Origin of the sequence: Paenibacillus sp. FSL H8-0537 (assembly GCF_038051995.1) — a bacterium.
Classification (GTDB): Bacteria; Bacillota; Bacilli; order Paenibacillales; family Paenibacillaceae; genus Pristimantibacillus.
Genome location: NZ_CP150290.1, coordinates 6,250,834 through 6,276,727, shown reverse-complemented (window position 1 = coordinate 6,276,727; position 25,894 = coordinate 6,250,834). Strand labels below are relative to the sequence as shown.

General features: G+C 45.4%; 19 protein-coding genes. 17 read left to right on the top strand and 2 right to left on the bottom strand.

The genetic code is table 11. The features are described from left to right. The first annotated feature begins 313 nt into the window (after positions 1-313). The 13 genes from ppc to MHB80_RS26405 all read left to right on the top strand — a co-directional run bounded on the left by ppc (position 314) and on the right by MHB80_RS26405 (position 17,911). Positions 314-3,118 (top strand): phosphoenolpyruvate carboxylase, encoded by a 2,805-nt coding sequence (ppc, locus tag MHB80_RS26465; protein WP_341279759.1) that lies wholly within the window; start codon positions 314-316, stop codon positions 3,116-3,118. Between the two features lie 371 nt (positions 3,119-3,489). Then, the gene (locus MHB80_RS26460; RefSeq protein ID WP_341279758.1) at positions 3,490-4,935 is read left to right on the top strand and encodes a trypsin-like peptidase domain-containing protein; all 1,446 of its coding nucleotides are present in this window, start codon (positions 3,490-3,492) and stop codon (positions 4,933-4,935) included. A gap of 352 nt (positions 4,936-5,287) precedes the next feature. Beyond that, complete coding sequence (gene sigW, locus MHB80_RS26455) at positions 5,288-5,854, top strand: RNA polymerase sigma factor SigW (RefSeq protein ID WP_046233638.1); 567 nt, start codon at positions 5,288-5,290, stop codon at positions 5,852-5,854. Between the two features lie 80 nt (positions 5,855-5,934). Next, positions 5,935-6,603 carry a zf-HC2 domain-containing protein gene (locus MHB80_RS26450; protein WP_341279757.1) on the top strand — a complete coding sequence of 223 codons (669 nt, stop codon included), beginning with the start codon at positions 5,935-5,937 and terminating at the stop codon, positions 6,601-6,603. 226 nt (positions 6,604-6,829) lie between these two features. Further along, entirely contained in the window at positions 6,830-7,669 is an 840-nt protein-coding gene (gene cdaA / locus MHB80_RS26445) for a diadenylate cyclase CdaA (RefSeq protein WP_341279756.1), read from the top strand. Next, positions 7,662-9,110: a CdaR family protein gene (locus MHB80_RS26440; RefSeq protein ID WP_341279755.1), complete on the top strand. Its 1,449-nt coding sequence runs from the start codon at positions 7,662-7,664 to the stop codon at positions 9,108-9,110. Before cdaA ends, MHB80_RS26440 begins: the two co-directional genes overlap by 8 nt. A 75-nt stretch (positions 9,111-9,185) precedes the next feature. Beyond that, complete coding sequence (gene glmM, locus MHB80_RS26435; protein WP_341279754.1) at positions 9,186-10,526, top strand: phosphoglucosamine mutase; 1,341 nt, start codon at positions 9,186-9,188, stop codon at positions 10,524-10,526. A gap of 528 nt (positions 10,527-11,054) precedes the next feature. Further along, on the top strand, positions 11,055-11,324 hold the full coding sequence (locus tag MHB80_RS26430) for a hypothetical protein (protein WP_341279753.1): 270 nt from the start codon (positions 11,055-11,057) through the stop codon (positions 11,322-11,324). An 80-nt stretch (positions 11,325-11,404) separates the two neighbouring features. Next, positions 11,405-13,237: a glutamine--fructose-6-phosphate transaminase (isomerizing) gene (gene glmS, locus MHB80_RS26425; protein ID WP_341279752.1), complete on the top strand. Its 1,833-nt coding sequence runs from the start codon at positions 11,405-11,407 to the stop codon at positions 13,235-13,237. Between the two features lie 180 nt (positions 13,238-13,417). After that, positions 13,418-13,765 (top strand): helix-turn-helix transcriptional regulator, encoded by a 348-nt coding sequence (locus tag MHB80_RS26420; protein ID WP_341279751.1) that lies wholly within the window; start codon positions 13,418-13,420, stop codon positions 13,763-13,765. Positions 13,766-13,887: 122 nt separating this feature from the next. Further along, positions 13,888-14,927 (top strand): IS630 family transposase gene (locus MHB80_RS26415; RefSeq protein WP_341279750.1). Its coding sequence is split into 2 segments (ribosomal slippage): positions 13,888-14,385 and positions 14,388-14,927, totalling 1,038 coding nucleotides; the frame shifts between segments, so codons are not numbered across the junction. Between the two features lie 724 nt (positions 14,928-15,651). After that, entirely contained in the window at positions 15,652-16,758 is a 1,107-nt protein-coding gene (murD, locus tag MHB80_RS26410; protein WP_341279749.1) for a UDP-N-acetylmuramoyl-L-alanine--D-glutamate ligase, read from the top strand. Between the two features lie 352 nt (positions 16,759-17,110). Then, positions 17,111-17,911: a hypothetical protein gene (locus tag MHB80_RS26405; protein WP_341279748.1), complete on the top strand. Its 801-nt coding sequence runs from the start codon at positions 17,111-17,113 to the stop codon at positions 17,909-17,911. 1,253 nt (positions 17,912-19,164) lie between these two features. Here MHB80_RS26405 and MHB80_RS26400 read toward each other — a convergent pair. Beyond that, a complete protein-coding gene (locus MHB80_RS26400; protein WP_341279747.1) occupies positions 19,165-19,653 on the bottom strand; it encodes a DUF1153 domain-containing protein in 489 nt (162 codons plus the stop codon). A gap of 397 nt (positions 19,654-20,050) precedes the next feature. Here MHB80_RS26400 and MHB80_RS26395 point away from each other — a divergent pair, with 397 nt between their 5' ends. Beyond that, positions 20,051-20,359, top strand: a complete 309-nt coding sequence (locus MHB80_RS26395) for a hypothetical protein (protein ID WP_341279746.1) — start codon at positions 20,051-20,053, stop codon at positions 20,357-20,359. Here MHB80_RS26395 and MHB80_RS26390 read toward each other — a convergent pair. Continuing rightward, on the bottom strand, positions 20,351-20,845 hold the full coding sequence (locus MHB80_RS26390) for a helix-turn-helix transcriptional regulator (protein WP_341279745.1): 495 nt from the start codon (positions 20,843-20,845) through the stop codon (positions 20,351-20,353). The genes MHB80_RS26395 and MHB80_RS26390 overlap by 9 nt on opposite strands. Positions 20,846-21,104: 259 nt before the next feature. Between MHB80_RS26390 and MHB80_RS26385 the strand changes: the two genes are divergently transcribed. The 3 genes from MHB80_RS26385 to MHB80_RS26375 all read left to right on the top strand — a co-directional run bounded on the left by MHB80_RS26385 (position 21,105) and on the right by MHB80_RS26375 (position 25,847). After that, a complete protein-coding gene (locus MHB80_RS26385) occupies positions 21,105-21,941 on the top strand; it encodes a TnsA endonuclease N-terminal domain-containing protein (protein WP_341279744.1) in 837 nt (278 codons plus the stop codon). A 74-nt stretch (positions 21,942-22,015) separates the two neighbouring features. Beyond that, the gene (locus MHB80_RS26380) at positions 22,016-24,103 is read left to right on the top strand and encodes a Mu transposase C-terminal domain-containing protein (RefSeq protein WP_341279743.1); all 2,088 of its coding nucleotides are present in this window, start codon (positions 22,016-22,018) and stop codon (positions 24,101-24,103) included. Then, positions 24,096-25,847, top strand: a complete 1,752-nt coding sequence (locus MHB80_RS26375) for an ATP-binding protein (RefSeq protein WP_341279742.1) — start codon at positions 24,096-24,098, stop codon at positions 25,845-25,847. The genes MHB80_RS26380 and MHB80_RS26375 overlap by 8 nt, the downstream gene beginning before the upstream one ends. Positions 25,848-25,894: the final 47 nt, after the last annotated feature.

Below are 25,894 nucleotides of genomic sequence, written 5' to 3'. Positions count from 1 at the left end.
AACTAAAGATACATGTGAATGGCAACTATTCTTTTTTTATATCTTTTATACAGCGTGAAAAAGATTCTATTTATCCATAAAAAATGAATGAGATAGAATTGTATCATACAGGGGTAATGTATGACGTTAGCGGAAATCCAGGAGATCATCTCCTCATTTTATGATTAATGCGCCCTTTTTAGTTGTGAGCATAATAGACAGCCTACCATACATCTTGGTAAATGGCGGGGCTTCAACCGTGAAGGATTTTGTAGTATAGTGTAAGATAGTTAAAATGAGTCCGTTATAGGGCACGCTACAGGAGGATTTCAGTATGTCGGAACAAGCTGCAACGAATTTATCGGCAAGCCGCCAGCAAGCGAACAATTTGCTGCGTAGGGATGTTCGGTTTCTAGGCAACATACTCGGCGAAGTGCTCGTCCACCAGGGCGGCAAGGAATTGCTTGAAATTGTGGAGCAAATCCGTGAAACAAGCAAATCGTTACGAGCGGAATATATTCCGGAGCTATTCGCGCAATTCAAGACGACCGTGTCGTCATTGAGCCCGGAAATTAGGCACCAGGTTATTCGTGCCTTTGCGATTTATTTTCAACTGGTTAACATTGCTGAACAAAATCACCGTATTCGCCGCAAGCGCGATTATGAGCGTTCCACTGGGGAAGGCGTTCAACGCGGCTCCATTGAGAGTGCTGTAGCGGATCTGAAGGAACGTCAAATCGCAGTGGAAGATGTACAGCAAATGCTGAGCGGCATTTCGCTGGAGCTTGTTATGACTGCACATCCAACGGAAGCTACACGCAGAGCGGTACTGGATATCCACAAGCGGATTGCCGAAGATGTCATGGAGCTTGATAATCCGACGCTGACTTATCGTGAGCGGGAGAAGCTTCGCGAGAAGCTGCTGAATGAAGTGCTTATTTTGTGGCAAAGCGATGAGCTTCGCGACCGTAAGCCTACGGTTATCGACGAAGTTCGCAACGGCTTGTATTATTTTGATGAAACGTTGTTCGAGGTGCTGCCTGCTGTCTACGAAGAGCTGGAGCGCTGTCTTGAGAAATATTATCCAGGTGAAAAATGGCATGCGCCAGACTTTCTCCGTTTTGGCTCGTGGATCGGCGGCGACCGTGACGGCAACCCTTCCGTAACCGCGAAGGTGACGTGGGAAGCGCTGACGATGCACCGCCTGCTGGCAATTCGCAAGTATGAAGAAACGCTGAATGAGCTGATGGGCCAACTCAGCTTTAGCACGAATATTGTGGAAGTGTCGGATGAATTGATTGAATCGATTCGCCGCGACCGCGAGCAGGTTGAGCTGAAATGCGTAGAACTGTGGCGCAACACGAAGGAGCCTTACCGCATCAAGCTTGGCTTTATGCTGGAGAAGCTCGCCAATACGCGCAATGAGGCGCTCAAAGGCTCGGCTATGCGCTATAACAGCCCGGAAGAGCTGCTGGAGGATTTAAAAATTATTGACCGCAGCCTGCGCAATCACTTCGCGGATTATGTGGCAGACACGCATATCGGCAAGCTGGTTCGTCAGGTAGAGCTGTTCGGCTTCCACTTGATGACGCTGGATATTCGCCAGCACAGCAAAGAGCATGAAAATGCGATGACTGAAATTTTGGCGAAAATGAACATTACGCCTGATTATGCAGGATTGAATGAGGATGAAAAGGTTGAGCTGCTGCATCGCCTGCTGAATGACCCGCGTCCATTGACGTCGAGCCACTTGGATTATACGGATGCAACGCGTGAATGCCTCGATGTGTACCATACGGCTTACCGTGCGAAGCAAGAGTTTGGCCCGAACTGCATTTCCAGCTACCTGATCAGTATGACGCAGGGCGCCAGCGACATGCTGGAAGTCATGGTCTTCTCGAAGGAAGTTGGCTTGTTCCGTCAAGATCGCGACGGCACGGTTCACTGCTCTGTTCAATCGGTGCCACTGTTCGAGACAATCGACGACCTTCATGCGGCTCCGGCTATTATGAAGCAGTTGTTCGAGCTGCCGATTTATCGTCAAGCCGTTGCGGCTCGCGGCGATCTGCATGAAATTATGCTGGGTTACTCCGACAGCAATAAAGATGGCGGAGCGGTTACAGCAAACTGGGAGCTGCGCGTAGCTCTTAAGGAAATTACAGCAGCGGCGAACGAATACGACGTTAAGCTGAAGTTCTTCCACGGACGCGGCGGAGCACTTGGTCGCGGCGGCATGCCGCTGAACCGCAGCATTTTGGCACAGCCACCGCATACGGTTGGCGGCGGCATCAAAATTACCGAGCAAGGAGAAGTGCTTTCCTCGCGTTATTCGATGCAGGGCATCGCATATCGCAGCTTGGAGCAGGCGACTTGGGCGCTGATTACAGCTGCGCGCTTGGCGAAATATCCGGAGCAAGGCCAGACGGCCGAGCCGGAGTGGGAAGAAATCGCCCGCTCAATTTCCGAGACGGCGCTGGAGAAATATCAGGATTTGATTTTCCGCGATCCGGATTTCCTCACGTACTTCAAGGAATCGACACCGCTGCCAGAGGTTGGCGAGCTGAACATTGGCTCACGTCCGTCCAAACGGAAAAACAGCGACCGCTTTGAAGATTTGCGTGCGATTCCATGGGTATTCGCATGGACGCAAAGCCGTTATCTGCTGCCAGCCTGGTATGCAGCCGGCACAGCGCTCCAGCAATATGTGGATGGAAGCGAAGAGCGTCTGCAGACGCTAAAAACGATGTATGAGCATTTCCCATTCTTCCGCTCTTTGATCGACAACCTGCAGATGGCACTGGCGAAAGCCGATCTTATTATTGCGAAGGAATATGCGGGCATGATTTCCGACGAGGCTATCCGCGATCGTATTTTCCAGCAAATTGAGTCGGAATATGCGCTGACGTCGCAAATGATTTTGAGCATTACGGGCCAAACGGAAATTTTGGATAACGTACCGGTTATTCAAGAATCGATTCGCCTCCGTAATCCATACGTTGATCCGCTCAGCTACATGCAGGTTCAGCTTCTGACGGAGCTCCGCGGACTGCGGGCGAAGGACGAGGATGATCCAGAGCTGCTTCGTGAAGTATTGCTCACGATCAACGGAATAGCAGCCGGTCTGAGAAACACGGGCTAATACGAATACGGAGCTTGAAAAATAAATAAGTAAACGCCACGAGATTCTGGCGTGAATAGAAAAGCCAAGCAGGGCAGCTATTGCCTCGCTTGGCTTTTTTTTGCGTTGTAAAAGGTGGGGCAAGCGGCAGCAGTGGCCCTTATTATGCGCTTGTACAGCTTTTTAGCACGATATATGGTCGGGGTTCAAAGGTTTTATGTTGCTTTAAATTTCACTTAAGTTTGATTTAAGGTGCGTCCTGCATGATGTATACATAGAAGGCAAGCGAAATGACCGAATACAATCGAACGCACAAGAACGAATCGTTATTTTCCCGATACTTAGCTTAAGTGATGAATTTTACTCGGTAAAACTTGAAGGAGGCAATCAAGATGAGCGAGGACAACCAATATAGAGGAACAAATAACAGCTTGAATGGACAGGGAGATGATCGTATGGCGGATCAAGTGAATGGTGGAGGACAAGGAAACGAGCAGGAGGACATGAACACAGCCGGATCGAGCGATAGCAAAGACGGACAAGCGAGTGCAGGTGGCAAGCCCGGGGGCGAGCAGGTTTTCAAAACGGTTTATGGTTATGAGAATGCTGCTGAACCGCAGCAAGAGGCTTCGGCGTCGAAGGAGACGGAGGCGGATAGCAGCAAGGCAACGCACCAGCAAGCTGATCCACTCGTATCATCGGTATCGCAGCAGGAAACAGCTGCAGGCCAAGAGGCTGCAAAACAGACGGCTCCGCTAGTAGCTTCCTACATCTACGAGGCAGAGCGCTCCCCTTCGAGTTTGCGCCATTCGTATGAGAAGCAGCTGGGTGAGCTGCAGACGATGACGGATAAAGGGCAAAGCGGCGCAGGCAGGGGCGGGGACGAGGCTTCCTCCAAGCTGGCGAAGCGTTCGCCATTGAAGTCCATTTTCGCCGCGTTTCTGGCAGGGGCTGTCGTCATCGGCGGCTTTATGTATACGGCGGATCGCAGCAATTTGTTTACAGGCGGCGTAGCTACAGTGAATGCGACAAATGGCAGTGTCGTCAGCAATGGCAGCGAGAACAGCGCAGGCTTGACAACCGCCGCCAACTCGGTGGACAGCCAAATTTCCAGCATTTATGCAGCGGCATCCCCAGCGGTCGTCAAAATCGAAAACTACGGCCAAGCGACGCGCTCGAGCGGACGCGGCTCGGAATACTGGCAGTTTTTCGGCCAGCAGGTACCGCAAAGCGGCCAGCAGCAGCAGCCAAATGCAGGCTCCAATGACCAAAACAGCACTAACGATTCCAATTTGCAGCTTACCGGCTCCGGAACGGGATTTATATTCCAGTCCGATGGTTACATTTTAACGAATGAGCATGTCATTAGCGGGGCTTCCCAAGTGAAGGTAACCGTAGAAGGTTATGATGAGCCGTTTGTGGCCAAGGTTGTTGGCTCCAGCGCCGATCTGGATCTGGCTGTTCTGAAAATTACCGGAACGACGGCATTCCCGATGCTGTCGCTGGGCGACTCGGATAGCACAGCCATCGGTGACTGGGTTATCGCCATCGGCAATCCTTATGGCTTCGACCACACGATGACGGTTGGTGTGCTAAGCGCGAAAGAACGTCCAATTTCTGTACAAGACGAAAATGGCGGCACGAAGGATTATAAGCATTTGCTGCAGACCGATGCCTCCATTAACCCAGGCAACTCGGGAGGTCCGCTGCTGAATACGAGCGGTCAAGTCATTGGCATTAATACGGCGGTAAGCGCGGAGGCGCAAGGCATTGGTTTTGCTATTCCATCGAACGAAATTCAAAGCGTGCTTCAAAAGCTGATGACAAATTCCTTATAATATTTTTCATATAAAAAGGCTGGGAACGATGTGCGGTACGATTCGCATTCGTAACGAGCCCGACAAGAGCAGCATCAAGCGAAAAGCTTGAGAGCTGCTTTTTTGCCATAGATAGTGGAAAACGTATATAATAATTCAAATAAGGTAGCGGTGTTGTTTCGTCATAGGTTGGAAAGATTGGATGTTTCTTACGCAATTATCTTGCTTTTTAAGTCCATGTGGATTACGATTTTCTATAGAGTTTAAGGGCAGAGGACGCGGCAGGAGTTATATTTGTTTTAGTAGGCATTGCTGATTCATAATAGCACTCGCGGCAACAATCCGTTCAAACGGAAAGTTTGGAGGAGTAGAAGTGAATGTATTGGAAGCCCGCCTTGCAAAATTATCGTTAAAAGGCGACCAGCGGGCATTTGCTGAGCTCGTAGGGCTCTATCAGGACAAGCTTTTTCACATGGCGTACCGCATGCTGAGCAACCGTCAAGAGGCGGAAGATGTCGTGCAGGAAGCGTTCATGCGAGTGTATAGAAATTTAGAGCGTTACGATGAAACCTTGAAATTTTCCACCTGGATTTATCGGATCGCGACGAATCTTTGTATCGACAAGCTGCGCAAGCGCAAGCCTGTGTATTCACTCGATGCGGAATCGACGGATCACGAGGGCCTCGATGGTTATTCGATGATTCCAAGCGACAATCGTACGCCTGAATCGGAGACGCTGCTGTCCGAGACACAGCGGATTATCCATCAGGCCATTGATTCGCTTCCACCCAAATACAAGACGGTGATGATGCTGCGGTATATTGAGGATTTATCTCTTCAAGAAATTAGCGAGGTCATGGATATCCCTGTAACGACGATTAAGACGAGGGTACATCGGGGGCGCGAGTTTCTGCGCAAGAAGCTGGAGTACAAGCTATAAAAAAGGCCGAAAGCTTGTCGCGAAATTTTGAAACACTTTCGGATTTGATACGTATCCTATAGTTGTAGTAGAGCGTTAATGTGAGCAAAAGAAAGAAAGGACTGGCTGCTATGGAATGCAAAGTCGCCATCGGAATGATGCACGACTATTTTGACGGTGATCTGACCAGACAAGGTACGATGGATTTGAAGGGGCATATGAGTACTTGTCCCGCTTGCCTCGCTCGGTTCGAACAGCTGGAGAAGACGGAAGCGATGACTTTTTCCGCCTTGGAGCATGCCGCAGTGGTCCCGCATTACGATATACAGTCTTCCGAGAAGCTGACGCAGCTTATTCTGGACCAAATACCGAAACCGAAGGCGAAGACTCGTCCGCTGTATTTGCGTTTGCTTTACAAGTACCCGGGCGTAACGGTCGCAGCGGTTTTTGTATTGGTCATGCTGGGCAGCTTCGTCTCGATGTGGGGACATGATACGAAGCTGGTGGTATCGGGCGAGGATCTGCATCAGGTCGTTATTGACGGCAACACGGTTACAATTCCAGAAGGTGTGCATATTAAAGGAAATTTGATCGTTGAAAATGGCATGGCTGACGTAAGAGGCGAAATCGAGGGCAATGTAACGGTTATTGACGGTTCCTTGAATCTTGCTTCGACCGGTTATATTGCCGGACAAAGCCGGACCATTGATCAGGCGCTTGATTGGTTCTGGTATAAGGTGACGACAACTTTCAGCGGATTGGCTTCTTAGGTGGCTGCCTTCCTGACGGGAAGGCAGTTTTTTTTGAAAATATAGGGAAGGATAGGATGGTTTCATCCTTTCTCTATATTTCTCGGACTGAAACGCGCTGCACCGCCAAAAGATGTCGACAGCTGTTTCACCTTAAATAAAGGAGTTTCCACACCCAATATAGAAAATAATAAAGTTGTAATTAAAAATACATGCGATACGTGCTCGGTTGTTTGGGGGTTCATACATGAGTTACTTTGCAGATTTGACTTGGCAGAACGGCATCAAGGATGTCATTGATATCGGGATCGTCAGCTATATTATTTACAAAATCATTTTGCTTGTACAAGGGACAAGGGCGGTTCAGCTCTTGAAAGGAATCCTTGTGCTTATTGCTGTATGGGCAATTAGCACGTGGTTCAATTTATATACGCTCAAATGGGTTATGAACCAAATGTTCACCTTTGGCGTCGTTTCGGTGCTCATCATTTTTCAGCCGGAGCTTAGGCGGGTGCTGGAGCAGGTGGGACGCGGGAAGCTGTTCGTCAGCTCGTCCTTTATGGACAAGGATGTTGTCAATGAGCAAATTGATGAAGTGATGAAGGCTGTCCAGTTTATGGCGAACCGCAAAATCGGCGCGCTCATCGTTTTTGAACGGACGACTGGCGTTAATGAACTGATTGAATCAGGTGTCCAGATGGAGTCGCGAATAACTTCCGAGCTGCTGAACAATATTTTTACGCCAAATACGCCGCTGCATGATGGAGCGGTTATTATTCGGGGTAATCAAATTATGGCGGCAGGCTGTTATTTGCCGCTGTCTGAAAATCCTTTTATAAGCAAAGAGCTAGGTACCCGCCATCGTGCGGCAATCGGCGTCAGCGAGGTTAGTGATGCGATATCGGTTGTGGTGTCAGAAGAAACAGGACAAGTTTCATTGGCGCTCAACGGCATGATTGTTCGTGATATTAAAGAAGAATCGCTAATCTCGAAGCTGTTCGAGGAGCTGACTCCGAAGACGAATGGACGCACGAAGGAACGCTCTACGTTCGCGTTCTGGAAGCGGAAAGGAGGCCAGGATGGATAAATGGCTTAGTCATCCGACAGCGATTAAAATTATTTCGATTGTCATTGCGCTGCTGCTGTGGGCAGTTGTGCATTTCGATCCGGAATCGACTCCTGCTGCGGTGACCTCCAATACAGATAAAAAAATTATTGAGGCTGCGCAAATTATTCCAACTGGGCTGGATGAAACCAAATATTCGCTCGTGCAGATGGAGCCGACCGTTGTAAGAATTATGGTGGAGGGCCGCCGTTCCAAGCTGCTGACCGCCAAAGACGAGGATTATATTATTACGGCCGATTTATCGGGCCTCGGAACAGGCGAGCATGTTGTGCCGTTAACGTATACGATGCCGAGCGGCGTCACCTTGCTGGAAATTTCACAGCGCACGGTGAAGGTAGATATCGAAGAAATTCAGACGAGGTCCTTTGATCTCGGGCTGAAGACTTCAGGCACGCCTTCAAGCGGCTATATTGTCGGCACACCATTATTGGTGGGCAAAGAGACAGCCGCGTCCGTTAAAGTGACGCTTCCGAAGGATGAAATGGAATATGTCGGTTCGGTCAGCGCGACTGTTAGTGTGGAAGGCGCCAAATCAACGGTTGAGGATAAAAAGGCGAGTGTTGTTGTTTATGATACGGAAGGTAAAGTGATGGAGCATGCCATTACCAATCCGAAGATCGTTGATGTGGAGGTTCCCGTCACTCCGCCAATCAAGATGGTTCCGCTCCAGATCAGCTACACAGGCAGCTTGCCGGAAGGTTTAAGCATTGCTTCGATTAAACCGGAAATCGACAAGGTTGCCGTTTATGCGGATCAGAAAACGCTTGATGCCCTCGAAGTATATAATGGGGTGACGATTGATCTTGGAGCTGTAGAGCAGTCGGGCACAGTGAAGGCGAAAGTAACGAAGCTGGACGGCATCGTGCTCGTTGAGCCTGCTGAAATTAATGTTGAGGTTAATGTCGTTTCATGGGAATCGCTGACTTTGACGAGAGCGATTCAGCTAACGAACGTTGGCGAGGGTCTTTTCGCCGAAATCAGCAAGCCGCAGAGCGGCGAGGCGAGCCTGAATATTCACGGTGCGCCAGATGTGCTATCGGCGATTAGCGACAAGGATTTGCAGCTGACAGCTGATTTGCAGGGGCTAAAGGCAGGCACGCACACGATCAAGCTCACGACAACAGTGCCGCGTTTTGTGACCGTAACTAACGAAGAAGCGGCATTTAGCGCAACGGTAGTTATTGGTGAGAAGTCTGATCCGGTAACGGCAGATCCAGATGCAAGTGGTGGTACGACCGAACCAGAGCCGAGTCCGACGCCTGAGCCATCGGCAACGCCGGATAGTGGAGAGAGCACGCCTAGCGCTGGAGCGGGAAACGATGGCGGCAATGAAGGCACTGGAGCTACGAATGCTGGTGGCGGCGAGCCGAGCAATGGCAGCGCCACAAATGCAAATGGCTAATGTAATGTAAAGAGCAGCAACAAATATTTGGCTGGTTCAGCCAATATCGACATCATAAAAGGGGCTAGAACGATAATGGGGAAATATTTTGGTACAGATGGCGTGCGCGGTGTCGCGAATCAGGAACTGACACCAGAGCTTGCTTATAAAATTGGCCGCTGCGGCGGATTTGTATTAACGGGAGAGGCAGATAAGCCGGTCGTCGTTATCGGACGGGATACGCGTATTTCCGGCCCCATGCTGGAATCGGCGCTAATCGCTGGTTTGCTGTCCATCGGCGCAAGCGTGGTTCGTCTAGGCGTTATATCTACGCCAGCAGTCGCTTATATCACGCGTGAGCTCAAGGCGGATGCGGGTGTGATGATTTCCGCTTCGCATAATCCGGTTGAGGACAATGGCATAAAGTTTTTCGCGGGCGACGGCTTCAAGCTGTCGGATGAGACGGAAATTCGCATTGAGCAGCTGATTGATGCGGAGCAGGATGAACTGCCGCGCCCTGTAGGCGGCGACATTGGCACTGTAACCGACGATGACTCGGCGAAGAAACGTTATCTGGACTTTTTGAAAACGACGATTACAGGTGGCTTCAGCGGCCTTAAAATCGTGCTCGACTGCGCCAACGGCTCCGCCTATGAGCTGGCACCTGCTGTATTCCGCGAGCTTGGCGCGGAAATCATTACGGTAGGGGCGGAGCCGGATGGCCGCAACATTAATGCGGGCGTCGGTTCGACGCATCCGGAATATTTGCGTGAGCAGGTGCTGGCGCATAAAGCGGATCTGGGATTATCCTTTGACGGCGATGCCGACCGCCTGATCGCCATTGATGATCAAGGCGAAGAGGTCGATGGCGATTATATTTTGTGCATCATTGGCGATGCAATGAAACAGGCTGGAAAGCTGAAGCATGACACGGTCGTTACGACGGTTATGGCGAACATTGGCTTCTTCAAGGCTGCGGGGCAGCTAGGCCTGCAAACCGCACAAACCGCTGTTGGCGACCGCTACGTGATGGAAGAAATGCGTCGCGGCGGCTTCAATCTGGGCGGCGAGCAGTCCGGCCATGTTATTTTTCTAGATTATATTACGACGGGTGACGGCATTCTGACCGCTTTGCAGCTGGTTGATACGATTAAAGCTTCCGGCCGTAAGCTCAGCGAGCTGAAAACCATTATGCGCAAGTTCCCGCAAGTGCTCGTTAACGTACGCGTGGAAGACAAGAGCAAATACCTGGGCAACCAAGCGATTGAAGCAGCAGCGGAAGAAGTGTCCCGTGAGCTTGGCGACAACGGCCGTGTGCTGGTTCGTCCATCAGGTACGGAATCGCTTATTCGCGTCATGGCAGAAGGCCCAGACAAGGATCAGGTTGAAGCATACGTCGCAAAGATTGTTGATGTGGTGAAAAAAGAACTCGGTTAATCATTAATGGTCTGAGTATTTAGCGGCAGCAATCGTAAACGATAGTACACGTTAACGACCGAAAACGTCGAAGGAAATTCATATTAATAGCAGTAATCTTAAACGGGACTTATTTTTAAGGTTAGCAATTATAAACGTCAGTAATGTTAAGCGATATAAAAGATTGGTGCCCTAAATGATTAATGCCGCTTGCATTCGGCGATTCAATATAAGCATGTGCGCTAAAGCTTCAGCACAGGCTGAGAGGATTGGCAGAATGCCGGCGGCTAGGCACCGATACGCTTTTTGAGACATAGAATGAAATAGGCAGTGGTGGCAATCGGTGGGTATAGCTGCTTATGAATGGATACGAGCCCGATGTTGTTGCATATTTGCCTGAAAATGAATACAATAGAGATTATGATTTCATTCCAGAAGGAAAGCGAGGATCGAGGTTATACTGCAATATAAGCGCCAGAGCTTGCGTGATGATTCGTTTCGACGCTCTACGTAACCGATGAATGGGCTGCAGGATGGATGTGCAGACAGTTGGTTATGGAAGCAGTCGGGGCGATCATACGGGAAGCTGACGAGGTGGAGGTGTTCGAAATGTTCGGCGGGGGCCTCCCGGTTATAGCATGCCAACCGAAAGCTGAGACGCAAAATGATTGGGCGACCATTCATACAAACGTTCAGCAGGCATCAACAGACGAAATAATTGAACTTTTATTCCCGTATGTCTATGGTGCCGCCTGTGGGGCTGGTACGGGCAGAGGGTTACACAACTTCTTTGTACAAAAGCTAAAGCTGAATTTGTGACAACCGAATAGCGCCTGTGCCGCATATAGGCAGGCATCCGTCATAAGGGCATTATACCTATAACGGAGGTCTATTAAATTATGTGTGGAATTGTAGGATATATTGGTAAACGTGACTCGCAGGCAATTTTGATCGAAGGGCTGAAAAAGCTGGAGTACCGCGGCTATGACTCGGCAGGCATTGCTGTATTCACGGACAACGGTCTTGAAGTATCCAAGGCAAAAGGACGTCTTGCGAATCTTGAAGGCAAGCTGCAAGGCGAGCCTTTGCACGGTTCCGTGGGCATTGGGCATACACGCTGGGCGACTCATGGCAAGCCATCTGATGTGAACTCGCATCCGCATACGGACAATTCGGCTAAATTTTCGGTCGTTCACAATGGCATCATTGAGAACTACTTGGATCTGAAGGATGAATTGACTGTGAAGGGTCATGTATTCGTATCGGAGACGGATACAGAAGTGATCTCGCATCTCGTAGCTGATGAGTATGACGGCAACATCATTGAAGCGGTGCAGCGTGCGGTTAAACGTATGCGCGGAGCGTTCGCGCTTGGCGTATTGACGGAGTTTGAACCGGAGAAGCTGGTAGCGGTTCGTTTTGCAAGCCCGCTTGTAATTGGCGTAGGCAAAGGCGAAAACTTCATTGGCTCGGATATTCCAGCGATTTTGGAGCATACGCGTGACGTTTATATTTTGGACGACGGCGAAATGGCTATTTTGACACGTGATGGTGTCGAATTGATGACGACAGAAGGCGCAGCTATTTCCAAGGAAATATTCCATGTCGACTGGGATCTGGTAACCGCAGAAAAAGCCGGATTTGATCATTTTATGCTGAAAGAAATTTATGAGCAGCCAAAAGCATACCGCGACACAATGCTCGGCCGCGTTGCAGACGATGGCAAATCGGTACAGCTATCTGAGCTGACGATGACGAAGGATTATATTAAAACGATTCGTAAAGTGCATATCGTTGCTTGCGGAACAGCTTACCATGCTGGCCTTGTTGGTAAAACGGTTATTGAGTCCATTGCCCGCATTCCGGTTGAAACGGATGTAGCTTCGGAATACCGTTACCGCTCGCCAATCATTACGCCGGATACGCTCGTTATTGTAGTCAGCCAATCCGGTGAGACAGCGGATACGCTTGCTGCTTTGCGTGAAGCGAAGCGCAATGGTGCTCACGTACTGGCGATTACGAACGTAGTGGGCAGCTCGATTGCCCGCGAAGCGGATGATGTATTGGTAACGTTGGCAGGACCGGAAATTGCGGTTGCTTCGACAAAAGCTTACACGTCGCAGCTCGTAGTATTCTACCTTCTCAGCTTGTACTTTGCAGATACATTGGGAACTAAAAATACAGCTGAGGTGAGCGAAATCCTTGCTGCGATGCAAGAGCTTCCTGAGCAAGTGGAAAGCATTTTGGAGCAAGCGCCGGTGTTGCGCGATATCGCTGAATCGATCTCCTCGCATCCGAGCCTGTTCTTTATTGGCCGCGGCATTGACTATCCTGTGGCGCTGGAAGGCTCGCTGAAGCTGAAAGAAATATCGTATATTCACTCGGAAGCTTACCCAGCTGGCGAGCTGAAGCACGGTACGTTGGCGCTGATCGAAGAAGGCGTTCCCGTTATCGCATTGGTCACGCAGGAAGAGCTGTACGAGAAAACATTGAGCAACATTAAAGAAGTGAAAGCGCGTGGTGCAAATGTGCTCGGTATTGGCAATGTTGGCTATGAAGAAGAAGTGAGCAAATCGGTCGATACGTTGTTCTCGATCCCGCGCACACTGCCGATTCTGACAGCTGCCCTGTCCGTAGTACCGCTGCAATTGATCTCTTACTACGCGTCGCTTGCGCTCGGACATGATGTTGATAAACCGAGAAATTTAGCGAAGAGTGTGACGGTGGAGTAGGGGAGAGTAATAATTTTCCCTTTTTGTCTGGTGATAAAAAAGTGTGGAACCAGTAAAAAAAGTCTGGAACCTATGTTAAAAGTGTGGAACTAGTGACAAAAGTATGGAACCGCTTGAACAGTCCCGATGATGCTTTGTTTAGATCATCGGGGCTTTTTTATATAAAGGGGGTTGTCACCAATGCTTGGAGAGAGAATACGTGAAATTAGAAAGAAAAATCAGATGAATCAAATGGAATTTTCTAATCGTGTTGGTGTGTCTCAAGGAACTCTAAGTGAATTAGAGCAAAACAAATACAATCCGTCACTAGAGACATTATTAGCAATTATAAAGGAGTTTAACGTACACGCCACATGGCTTTTATTCGGAGATATGGCAAGCCAGGACGAACACAAAGAAGTGGTGGGGGAGCTTAATCAGGTGGAGAACAGTCTAATTATCTGCTTCAGGAAGTTGTCTGCTCGAGACCAGCGGGAAATTGTAGAAATTATTGAATTAAAGAATGATCGTAGAGTAGATAAATTTTAAATGTGAAAAGAAAATAAAGTACTATATAAGTTGAATCAAAGTTCTTAGCAAACCTTGGCAAGGAAAAAAGAACCATTTGTCGAATAAGAAACAGATCAATATACAGACAAGTGGGGACTGACATGGACAAGCATACCGAACTGGAAAAAGTAACAGTAGCTATGAAACAAGCGAAAGAGCGGCGGATGTATGAACGCTACCAAGCCATTTATTTATACTTAAAGGGTACTTCGATGTCAGCGATTGCTGACATTCTAAATCGAAATCGAATGACGGTGAGCAGTTACATTCATACCTATGAAAATGGTGGATTGGCAGCCTTGCAGTTCAAGCACTCATCTGGCGCACCTACTCGGTTAACGAAGGAACAGCAAGAACAATTGATACAAACCATCGCCTATTCGGTTCCCGATGAGGTCGGCTTTACGGCCAAGCATAATTGGACGCTTGAGCTTATTTCTGCGTATGTGGAACGAGAATGGGGCCACCGCTACTCGCTTCGTGGCGTTTCCAAGGTCATGGAACGATTAGGGCTTAGCTATACAAAACCAACCTACACGCTCGCGGCAGCAGATCCCGAAAAGCAACGCCAATTTGCCGAAACGACCTTTCCTGACTTGAAAAAAAGGTACTGAACGACGAGATTGATCACCTGCTGTTCGAGGATGAATCGATGATTCGGGATTATCAAGCGATTCAGAAAACCTGGTTTCTTCGCGGAAAGCAACGAATCATTCCAACCACAGGTAAACATCGCGGGGTCAAACTACTCGCGACACTTGACTATGAAACGGGACGAATCGTTTGGCAAGAAGACGAACACTATACCGCCGAAACCTTTTTGATCTTTCTACAGAAGGTCCTGGGTGCCTATCCAGCGGGGAACATCGTCATCGTATTAGACAACGCTCGAATTCATCATGCGAAGCTGTTACAACCTTTTCTGAACGAACAGAGAGATCGGCTTGAACTCGTGTTTCTGCCACCTTACAGTCCTCAGTTGAACATTGTGGAAGGACTCTGGCAATGGCTTAAATCCAGCGTGATCAACAATGTGTTTTATTCCACTGTTGCTCAAATTCGACTGCGTGTCAGGAAATTCATGGAAGAAATAATGAAGCATCCTCATGTAATCATTGATCGCCTATGTGTTCGTCTTTGATTGTTAGTTTCTTTCGTTCAACTTATATAGACTGAAAAATAAAGTGTGAGACTTGGAAAATAAAGTTGTAGACTGAGTTAAATAGAGTATCGTAAATAGAGGATAGTTAGTTCATTATATGAGCTAATATCCTCTATTTTTGTTTTAATAAAAAGATAAACTATAGATTTTAAGGTAAGTATAAATTATCTAGTATATAAGGGAACTAATGTTTAGAAGGGAGTGCCGATGTGAGAGTACAAGAAGTAATTCTGAATGATCGTTGCTTCGCTAAAACGTAAGATGAAGAAGCTCGAAAAAGAAAATAATAAGTTGCGAGAACAACTTAAGTTGTCCTATGCGGAAATCTATCAAAGGTATTTGAGAGATTGTCTATTACCCTATTCAACTACCATGAAAATTCATCCTCTGTGGTGAGCGCTGATTATTGCACTGCATGAATGGCTAACGGGTAGGCAGAATGGTACCAATATGTGGTATATTTGATTTAATGACATTCTCTAAGTAGAGGTGCTTATGAATCCTGCTTTTGACACCTATATCCAATCGCTGGCCGGTCGGTACGTGACCATCATCGGCGCTGGCGTCAGCAACTCACCGCTGATCCGCATGCTGTGCTCAGCAGGAGAGCGCGTCACCGTTCGCGACCGGGGAGGAGTGGGACGATCTAGGCGTCGGGTTGTGCCTAGGGGAGAATTACCTGGATCAGGTTGGGGGAGATATTGTGTTCCGTACTCCGGGCATGCGCCCAGACCATCCGGCGCTGGACTCGGCCCGCGCTGACGGCAGCCGTGTGACCAGTGAGATGGAGGAGTTCTTTGCGTTGTGTCCTTGTCCCGTTTTCGGTGTGACTGGTTCAGATGGTAAGACCACTACCACATCGTTAATTGCAGACATGCTGGCAAACGGGGGGCATACGGTACATCTGGGCGGTAACATTGGCACACCGCTGCTGACGCGCGCGGGCGAGATGTCGCCGCTGGACGCATGTGCGGTCGAGCTATCCAGCTTCCAGCTGATGGACATGACGCGCTCTCCCCATGTGGCGGTCATTACCAACCTCTCGCCCAATCACCTCGACTGGCACCGCGACATGAATGAATATAGCGCTGTCAAGCGCCGCTTGCTGGATTTTCAGAGTGCTGACGACCTTGCCGTCCTTAACGGCAACAACCCGACGACAGCAACACTGCGCGGGCGGGGGCGGACCAAGTATTTCGGCGGGCACACAGTCCGCGATGGAGTAATCGATGGTCTGGTACCTATCCGTGATATTCGTTTACCGGGGTGGTATAACGTGGAAAACGTTATGGCTGCCATGACCGCTGTGAGAGGGACCGTGCCGGACGAGGCAATTCTGGAGACGGTACGCACCTTTGTCGGCGTGGAGCACCGAAACCAGTGGGTGGCAACTGTGGATGGCGTGCATTACTACAACAATTCAATCGGTTCTAGCCCCACCCGTACCATCGCCACGCTACACGCGCACGTGGGCCGAGTGCTGCTGATCGCCGGAGGGAGAGATAAGAAGGTACCGTTTGACGAGATGGTGAGGCTACTGCCTGATCATGTCAAGGTTTTGTTGTTGATCGGTGAAGCGGCCAGTCAAATCGAGGATGCAGCGCGCAGAGTGCCAAATTGCCCGCCTATTTTTCATTGCGAAGACATGGTCGAGGCCGTGGTGCAGGCGCACAAGCTGGCCACACCGGGAGACACGGTGCTACTGAGCCCTGCTTGCACTGCGTTTGACCAATACCACAACTTTGAAGAGCGTGGGCGCCACTTTGTAGAGCTGGTCGGGACGCTGAGCCGGTCGGAGGGAAAGGTTTGAATAATACATGGCGTTTTCTGGGAAACCCTGATTGTCCGCATGAGTGACTAACGGGGAAAAATAGTTAAGCTTAAAGGGTTCCACATATTAGTCATGTATAATATGTAGAACTCTTTATTTTATCTGATTTTTTATATTTAGCTCTTGATTAACTCAGAAAATAAAGTAATTAGACTGAGGATGCTTCATTATGCTAACGGGCAGGATAGTTACAAATAAATTGCCCGCCATTTTTATAGCCGATTATACTAATTATATCTTTTGTATCTGCGAAGTTCGTGAAAAACTGTTATGCGAAAGAATCTATTAGTATAGTAGGGGAAATGTAAAGGATATTAATGGAGGAAATATAATGAATAAAGAGATACCACTAATTGTGCCCATTGCAGCAAGTTATTTCAAAAAGGCAATGACTTCACAAAATGAGACGTATTATAGAAGTTTAGATATTAGAATATGTCTTGAGAAAATTGCTAATTTAATGATATATGAATTTGTTGAGTCACATATTAAAGAAAAATGGGGTAGGTATGATTTACACGAAAAGTTATTAGCTTCCAAAACTTTTCTTAATAACAAAGTTGTAACAGATTTAATTGGTGCAAAGAAAATAGGAAATAAGGCCGTTCATGAAGGTTTAGAAGCCAATATTACTGAAAATAATATTGAAATTTCATTGGAGGCTGTATCGAATTTCTCAATTGAGATGTTCGTATCATTTTTCAAGGTAAATGGTTTTCATAATAATGGACCAAGTAAATGGGCACCAACAATATTAAGTGTATTACCACCTAAATATCGAATACAAATACTGAATAAATATTTAGAATACGATAAATCATACTTAGTTATAAGAAAGCTAACAATGGCATACTTGAAGAATGGTCAAGACAATGAGTGCTTTCAGTTCATAGAAAAAAGTTATAGTGATAATTTGATTTCTAGAGAGGAAGCAGAAACACTTAATTATGATATGGTATCCTTAAAGCATAGTATTAAATTGTTGCCTATATCAGGAAATCTAGAGAAGGCAAAAGATAATTTTCAGGATTTGGTGAAGTTTATTCCAGTTAATGATATAAATAAATTTGCTCTATTGGTTTCTATGATATTGGGAATTGATTTGGTTGCTTCCACAGATTCCATCTCGTAACACCATATTCACGCTGCAAGCGACCCGATAGTTCTCTAGTAAGAGTACCAGGCGGATAACCCTTCGGTCACTTAAGATCATTACGCTAACTGTGAACGTTAGTTGAACAAGAACAGCGGCAGTCTAGGACTGAACTGCACCCTGTCAAGTAGACAGTATAAATAAACGAAATCATTTAAGCGGCCTTGGTCCTAAATTCCATTGGACTAAGGCCGTTTAATTTTGCTTGTAACCGTTCGTAATTGTAAAAGTGAATGTAGGCTTCAATGGCTTTTTTAAGCTCTTCAAAAGTAGGGTACTTGTGCAAATAATACTTCTCGCATTTTAAGGTCCCCCAGAAGGATTCCATTGGACCGTTATCAATGCATCGCCCAACCCGGGACATAGTTTGAACCATTTTGTTGCCATCCAGAAGCTTGTTAAAGCCCAATGAAGTGTTACTTGGTAGCCTCTATCGCTATGAAGCATAGGACTACTTTCTGGAGCTGCTTGCAAGGCGAGTTTCAACGTTTTGAATTCAAGTGGATTGTTATTTGAATGCCCTAATATATAGGATACGATGGATTTATCATGGAGATTGAGAATAGCGCTTAAATACGCTTTCTGACCATTGCCATACTTGAATTCTGTTACATCGGTGAGCCACTTTGCATTCGGCGTATCCGCATGGAAGTTGCGGTTTAGGACGTTCTCCGCGACCTGTTGTGGAGTGGCGTTGGCATACTTTTTCCTCTTCCTTCTCGAATAACGGACTGAATTCCCATGACCTTCATTAGCCGCTTTATGCGCTTATGGTTAATGGTTTTTCCGGTTTGTCTGCGCATATGCAGAGTTAACTGACGGTACCCAAAGATGCGCTCCACTTTCTCATAGATGGTCATCATCACTTGAATCAGCTGCTCATTCTCATGCTCACGAGAACGGGGTTTGCGATTTAGCCATTTGTAATAGCTTGAGCGTGCAATTCCTGCAATTTCGCATAGAAGTTGAATGCTAGTAGGCTAGTAGGCGCGTCCTTTTGAAGTGCTTGAATGGCAAGGTAAATCGTTTCCTGCCGTGTTTGATTTAGCGTCGCCTTCTTTCTATTTCCTCTAACATTTTTAAAAATACATTTTCTGCCCGTAGTCGCTCCATTTCGCACTCCATCTGCTTCATCTTGAGTTTCTGCTGGTCAGCCTCCGTTAGCGTTTCCGGGGCGTTCTTTCTCCCCTGGCCATCATTTAAGGCATCCTGGCCGCCACATTCGAACTTCTTTACCCATTGGTATACTTGCTGTAGGAGACCTCAAACTGTCCAGTTGTCTTTTGGTAATCACATTGATTGGTCAGACCGTACTGGACGATTTCGATCTGTTCTTGCCAAGTCGTAGTGTGCCCTTTTGTCATAACTGTTGCTTCTCCTTTATTGGCTGTTAAGCTGCTATGACCATTATACTTGTTAATCCAATTGAAGAGCATCCTCATACTTGAAATTTTGTATTTATCTATGATCTGGTACTGAGGCAAGCCTCCCTCAAGGTAGTCTTTTACCGCCTCGTGCTTAAGCTTAGCACTGTACTTTTGCAGATGTGTAGGACGCTCCAGCCCTTCATATCCATGTGTCTTGTATCGACGTTGCCATTTCATTAAAATCGTTTTGTTAATTCCATACTTCTTCGCAGCTTCTAGAAAACCAATCTCCCCGTTCGACACCTCTTCGAGGATGGTGAATTTATCAAAATTGTTATATTTCTCTCTAGACATGAAAAGGCTCCCCTCACAGTAGACAGGCTTTTATTATTTCACCTGTCAACCGTATGGGGAGCATATCAGACTTTATTTTCTTGTCTTTGGCTGCCGCTGCTTTATATTAATGCCTCAGTCTAAAACTTATTACGCAAAAGCTGACGATTCTTCGATTCAAAAACCCCGCTAAATCAACTACCCAAGTCTAATACTTTATTTTCTCCATACAATATGTACTCTCATGGAATATCCTTCCTTTAAAATTGTCTCAATATATCCTGTAAAAACAGTTTAAATAAAGATGTTTTTGTCTCAATTGATGATAGAACTTAAAACTGATAAATTAAAAATCAAAATGTTTAAAATATCGATAAACGGATAAAAATAATAGCATAACGATTATCGGAGTGATTGAATGCAACAATACAATAAAAGAGATGCAAAAGTAACAGGACGGGGGATTCAGGTTAATGAAAAACTATATTCGTGTTCCTTAGCTATTAGAGATGGCTGGTTTGAGAGAGCAATAATAGAAGGGGAATGGGGAGTAATAGCCTTCCAATACCCGTTTTGTAATGAATTTTATTTTATCCAACATGACAATGAAATGATTACCTGCCGTCCTATTGAAATTAAGTCGGTTAATAGCGAAGATCTTGAAGCATATTACGAAATTATTAGAGCATTAAAAGAGTATCGAAGGCATCGTAGGAAACTACAATAATGAGTTGTCCGAGGTAGGCTCATCCGAAATTTGTGTATTAAGCAATATTTTCGTTCTTTCCTCTGTTTCTCTAGTGACCTCTTGAAGTCTATTGAAGATTGATGAAATTATTTCGTTAAGAAGGCGTTTATCTTGGTTGGTTATCACTTTGTTGTTGATAATCAATACTATTCCGGAATCAATTAGTTTTAACAAATCCCATGAAGCTTCCTTGACAAAAGAGTAATCGACTTGAGGGAATAAGCTCAATTGGCCAAATGAGTCCTGATAATAAGGAGCTGCTACGTCTATAATTCCGAGTAAATAATCAGCGGACACATTTAGGGAGTTGCATAAAAGAACAATTTGTTTGTGATCTGGATTTGCAATCCCCCGTTCCCAGTTAGATATTACATACTTAGAAGTACCAATCTTTTGAGCGAGAAGATCTTGTGTCCACTCCAGCTTTATTCTCAAATCCCTAATTCTTTCTCCGATTTCAGACATACACAAAACCTCCGACCTTTTTATTCATTATATATTATAATAAAATTAATTATATAATTATTCAATTATCTAGTTAATTAATATTTAATTAGCTATTCATAAAGCTGAATACATATGGAATCCTGGTGGGATAGTAACATAGTTGAGTGAATTTTCACAATTGCAATTGACAAGTTAAATGTTATTCGTATATTATTTTTGTTAAATAAAAATTTACTTTATTTTAAATGAGTTAAATAAATATTTACAAGGAGGGCCAATGTCTAAAACTAGAACAAGAACTACTAAAGCATCGATAGCGAGAAGACTAAGGGAAGGACGAGGATCGGGACACTTCGCTGATTATAAGCCATGGCTCACGATTCATGATGTCCCGTCAACAGGTATTGTAACAAGAATACCGGGATGGAAGAGTGGGCGACTTCATCATTATTTATCAGAGCATTTTGAATTGGCGCATCATTATCAGCTGGAATGGTCGGAAGCAGTTATTGATATTAGGGAGCAGTTTCCATTGTTGCCATTAGAGAAGACATTATTTATTTCAGAGAAGCTAGGTATACGTCATCCAATTGATCCTAAGACTAAGCATCCGATCGTAATGACAACAGATATGTTGCTTACGGTCAGAAAAGGAGAGGATATAGGTTTTATCGCACACTCGATCAAGCCAATCAATAAATTGAACAGACGAACACTTGAAAAATTGCAAATAGAGAAACATTTCTTTAAGGACATGGGGATTGAATGGTCATTAATCACTGAGCAACAAATTAATTATGATTTGGTCAAAAATGTCGAATGGATACATACTGCTAAGTCACTTAGTTGTCTAGGTCATATTAACAGAGATATGGTGAACAAAATGCAATTAGTTCTTTATCAAGCACTCAAACAGATGGATGTCCCTCTGGCCAAAGTAACTCTGGCTATGGATGAGCAGTACGCTCTGCCCAAGGGAACTTGTATTCAAATTGTGAAGCACCTAATTGCAAATCGTTTTTGGGTCATTGATATGAAGCAACGGGTAAAAGCAACCTTGGATCCTTTAATAATCAAAGAAAATAATTATTCGATTCGAGGTGGGCTTGCTTGAGTTTATTTGTTAATAACGTTCTGAAAAGTGAATCTCTAGATGGGAAGCTACAGAGTTGTGAGAGAATCCTTTGGATGGATCGCAAACAAGATACTGTTATTACGATTTCCATTATTGACAAAAACGGACTTCCCAAATGGGGTCATCTTTCAGAACTCCAAAATGAATTGGATGCAGGCAAGATTATGAAGTTACCCTATGATCCCTATGCCAAGTTCATGATACCTGAGGAGAAATTAACTCCCAAAGAAATCGAAGTTAGGGATCATGCCTGGTCGTGTATTTCTGACATCGTAGATCGAGAGCCAAGTATCTATGCTAAGAGTGAACGTTTTCAAATGATTAAGGATGTTTGTAAGCGGAAAAATAAAGGGAAAAAGTTTATTTATAAGTACCTGCGATATTACTGGATGGGAGGCAAAAAGATAAATGCTCTGCTTCCCCGCTATAGAAATTGTGGAGGGCCCAATAAGAAAAAAAATCCTACCCAAAAGATGGGGCGAAAGAGGATCACAACTATTATTGCGCCAGAGTTAAATGGTGTTTTAGTAAATGAGGATACAAGAAAGAATTTCGACAAGTACACTAGAACGATCTACTTAAAAGTGAATAGAAGGGATTCCGTCAAGCATACGTACATTGAAATGTTAAAAGAATGTTACGGCATCGAAACCAAAATCGAGCATGGGGTTGAGGTTCCTATTATTCCACCTTACCACAAGATTCCAAGCATTGCTCAATTACGCTACCACATTCGTACTAGATTCACCCGGCAAAAGAGAATAGTTGCTCGAGAGGGAAAAGTTAATTTTGATCGTGATTTTAGACCTTTACTAGGATCGGAGACTCTCAAAGCAACGGGGCCGGGGCAAATATTCGAGATCGATGCTACCGTTGCAGATGTGTATTTAGTCAGCGGTGATGATTCGAATCAAATTATTGGCAGACCGGTAGTCTATGTTGTTGTCGACGTTTGGACGCACATAGTCACAGGAATGTATGTTGGTTTAGAAGGTCCATCTTGGCAGGGAATGATGATGGCTATTGAGAACACGTGCATGAACAAAGTGGAATTCTGTGCGCAGTATGATCTTGAAATAACGGCAGACGAATGGCCTTGCCACCATATGCCACAGCAATTTTTTGCAGACAGAGGGGAAATGGAGAGCAAAAATGCTGATTCGTTGGGCAAGGTTTTGGGAATTAAGCTGAAAAATGCGCCGCCATATCGGGCAGACCTTAAGGGGATTGTAGAGCAACAGTTCAGAACATTGAATCTAACGTTGCAACCTTGGATGCCTGGTGCCGTGAAAAAGGAGTATATGAAGCGCGGAGGACCAGACTATGTGTTGGATGCCAAATTAACGCTAAAAGACTTTACTAAGATGATGATTGAATTAATTTTACATCGAAACAATTTTCACTATATGGAGCACTATCCATTAGATAAAGCACTATCGAAAGATCAAGTTAGGCCGATTCCCAGAGAATTGTGGAACTGGGGCATCGCGCATGATCATTTCCTTCAGGAAGTACCTCTTGATATTGTAAGGCTGAATGTTTTGCCCGAAGCTGAGGTAACAGCAAGTTCTGAAGGCATCTATCTTAAGGGGATGTTTTTTGGTTGTGAAGAACTCGCTAGACAAGGCTGGTTCGTACAAGGGAAATCGATAAAAACAGTAATAGCCTACGACAGGCGCTGTATGAACTATGTCTATGTGAAGGTAAAGGATGGACGTAGCTTTATTAAGTGTCATTTGTTAGATAAATCTTCTCGGTTCTCTAATTTGAGCTTGGAGGAGATTGAAATGAAACGTTTTGAGGAAAAGTTACAGAAAAATTTATATAAATCTACGCTACTTCAACAAGAAGTCAGTTTAAGCGCAAGGCTGGAAAAAATCAAAGCTCAGGCGGAAAAAAGGGCAGATATTCAACGTGATCATTCATTAACTAAAACGGAGAAGAAAGCGAATATTCAGCCTGGAAGGAAAATAGAGCGGGATAAGCTGAGAATAGAGCAGAGCTTTGAACTAGAAAGATTAGTAGAGGCCGAGCTGGAAGAAAATGAAGCAAATACAAATAATCAAGTGGTAGAGACTTACAGACCCAAGTCCAAATTTGATATTTTATCTATTGCCAGGAGGAAGATAGAAAATGACTAAGAAAGTAAATGAGGATTTTATGTATCACTATACTCCGAGTTTAATTGGTAAGCAGGAAGAAGCTAAGTACAAACCACAAGTAATCAGCAGCTACAAGGATAACCCATTTATTGAAGCATTGCCTCCCATTTTTGAGGAAGAGCACGTTGCAATTCATGTTGGTAAATACCCTGATTATAACGAAGAGCAAAGGAAATTAGGGAGTCAAACAAGGCTCCATCTTGTTCAGCAAATCTGTGATTACGTAGAGCCATTGCCTTCTCATTTATTAGTAGAGCAACGTCTTTCCAGATTAATGCGACATGGCTATAAAGCGAGGAATCCTTTTTTTCCTGAAACAATTCGGCAGTTCCATATTGGTTTTAAAGAAATATTGAATGCGGGAGTTGGAATGGATGATGCAAATATAGCGGGAGTACGCTCTACAGCAACTGGGTTTGCCATTTTAGGAGTAAGCGGTCAAGGGAAAACTACGGCTATTGAAAGCTCTTTGTTGTTGTACCCTCAGGTGATTCATCACTCTGTCTATAACGGGCAGCCCTTTATTCGTAAGCAATTAGTTTGGTTAAAATTGAACTGTCCGTTTGATGGCTCACTAAGAGGGTTATGTTTAAATTTTTTTCAAGCGGTTGATTCTCACCTAGCTACGGATTATTTTCGGAAGTTCGCTTCTAAAGGCTCATCCGTGGATATATTGATTCCAATCATGGCGCATATCTCAACCTTACATGGACTCGGCGCGTTGGTCATCGACGAAATTCAAAATCTAAGCTTTATGAAGAGTGGCGGAGCCGAGCGAATGTTAAACTATTTTACTCAACTAATTAATACGATAGGTGTTCCGGTGATTCTTATTGGCACTTTTAAGGCAATGAAACTGCTATCCGGTTCTTTCAGCCAGGCACGCAGAAGTACTGGTCAAGGTGACTTGATTATGGATCGATTAACAGATGGAGAGGAGTGGGATTACTTCATTGAGCGGCTTTGGCGCTTTCAATGGACGTCAAATCCGACAAAGCTTAGTGAGCCAATTAAGAAGACAATGTATGAACTATCACAGGGTATTGTGGATATTGCAGTGAAATTGTATATGCTCTCTCAATGGGAAGTTATTATGTACGGAGATGAAAAGGAACGAATTACAGTCAGCGTTCTTAAGGATGTTGCAAATCGGCATATGCGGCTCATTCAGCCATTGTTAAAGGTACTGAAGCGGAATGATCCTTCAGCAATGATGCTTATAGATGATCTGCGGCCAACATGGGATACGCTAGATGAATTTCTGCAAAAGGCAACAGAGAAAGTGTGTCTACAAGGTGAAATACGTACATTGGAGAAACGAAACGATAAAACAGCGATTAATCAAGAAATGTTCTTAGAACTGGTTAAAACAGCAATTGATTTTGGTGCGACTGCAGATGTTTCGGAAGTAATTACTGAACGTGTGCTACAACGGAATGAGTCTGAAAAGAGTATTGTTACTTTGAGAAAAGAGCTTCTGAAAGAATTGGAGCTCCAAGAAACAGCATCTGATATAGTCAATCCAGACGTAACAATGAAAACGAGCAGCGGTACAGCTACTAAGAGCAGGAAATCTACAAAGAAGGAACAGCCTATTCTAGAAGTGGATGATCTCAGGAATGTAACAAAAAGCACTAACATAAAAGGGGAAGAAGTTTACGAAAAGTTAGTGGAACAGGGCATTGTTCCTTCGGAAGAAGATCTATCCAAACTGATTATTTAAGAGTAATAGATTGTGAGGGAGAAGGGAATACTAACCAAATAAACTCT

What these genes read in the sequence shown, in the direction of transcription:
- MHB80_RS26375 (WP_341279742.1), top strand. Translation starts at nt 24,096, where the DNA reads ATGACTAAGAAAGTAAATGAGGATTTTATGTATCACTATACTCCGAGT.
- MHB80_RS26395 (WP_341279746.1), top strand. Translation starts at nt 20,051, where the DNA reads ATGCAACAATACAATAAAAGAGATGCAAAAGTAACAGGACGGGGGATT.
- MHB80_RS26380 (WP_341279743.1), top strand. Translation starts at nt 22,016, where the DNA reads ATGGATCGCAAACAAGATACTGTTATTACGATTTCCATTATTGACAAA.
- MHB80_RS26460 (WP_341279758.1), top strand. Translation starts at nt 3,490, where the DNA reads ATGAGCGAGGACAACCAATATAGAGGAACAAATAACAGCTTGAATGGA.
- glmS (WP_341279752.1), top strand. Translation starts at nt 11,405, where the DNA reads ATGTGTGGAATTGTAGGATATATTGGTAAACGTGACTCGCAGGCAATT.
- MHB80_RS26405 (WP_341279748.1), top strand. Translation starts at nt 17,111, where the DNA reads ATGAATAAAGAGATACCACTAATTGTGCCCATTGCAGCAAGTTATTTC.
- ppc (WP_341279759.1), top strand. Translation starts at nt 314, where the DNA reads ATGTCGGAACAAGCTGCAACGAATTTATCGGCAAGCCGCCAGCAAGCG.
- MHB80_RS26390 (WP_341279745.1), bottom strand. Translation starts at nt 20,845, where the DNA reads ATGTCTGAAATCGGAGAAAGAATTAGGGATTTGAGAATAAAGCTGGAG.
- glmM (WP_341279754.1), top strand. Translation starts at nt 9,186, where the DNA reads ATGGGGAAATATTTTGGTACAGATGGCGTGCGCGGTGTCGCGAATCAG.
- cdaA (WP_341279756.1), top strand. Translation starts at nt 6,830, where the DNA reads ATGAGTTACTTTGCAGATTTGACTTGGCAGAACGGCATCAAGGATGTC.
- MHB80_RS26440 (WP_341279755.1), top strand. Translation starts at nt 7,662, where the DNA reads ATGGATAAATGGCTTAGTCATCCGACAGCGATTAAAATTATTTCGATT.
- MHB80_RS26385 (WP_341279744.1), top strand. Translation starts at nt 21,105, where the DNA reads ATGTCTAAAACTAGAACAAGAACTACTAAAGCATCGATAGCGAGAAGA.
- MHB80_RS26420 (WP_341279751.1), top strand. Translation starts at nt 13,418, where the DNA reads ATGCTTGGAGAGAGAATACGTGAAATTAGAAAGAAAAATCAGATGAAT.
- MHB80_RS26400 (WP_341279747.1), bottom strand. Translation starts at nt 19,653, where the DNA reads ATGTCTAGAGAGAAATATAACAATTTTGATAAATTCACCATCCTCGAA.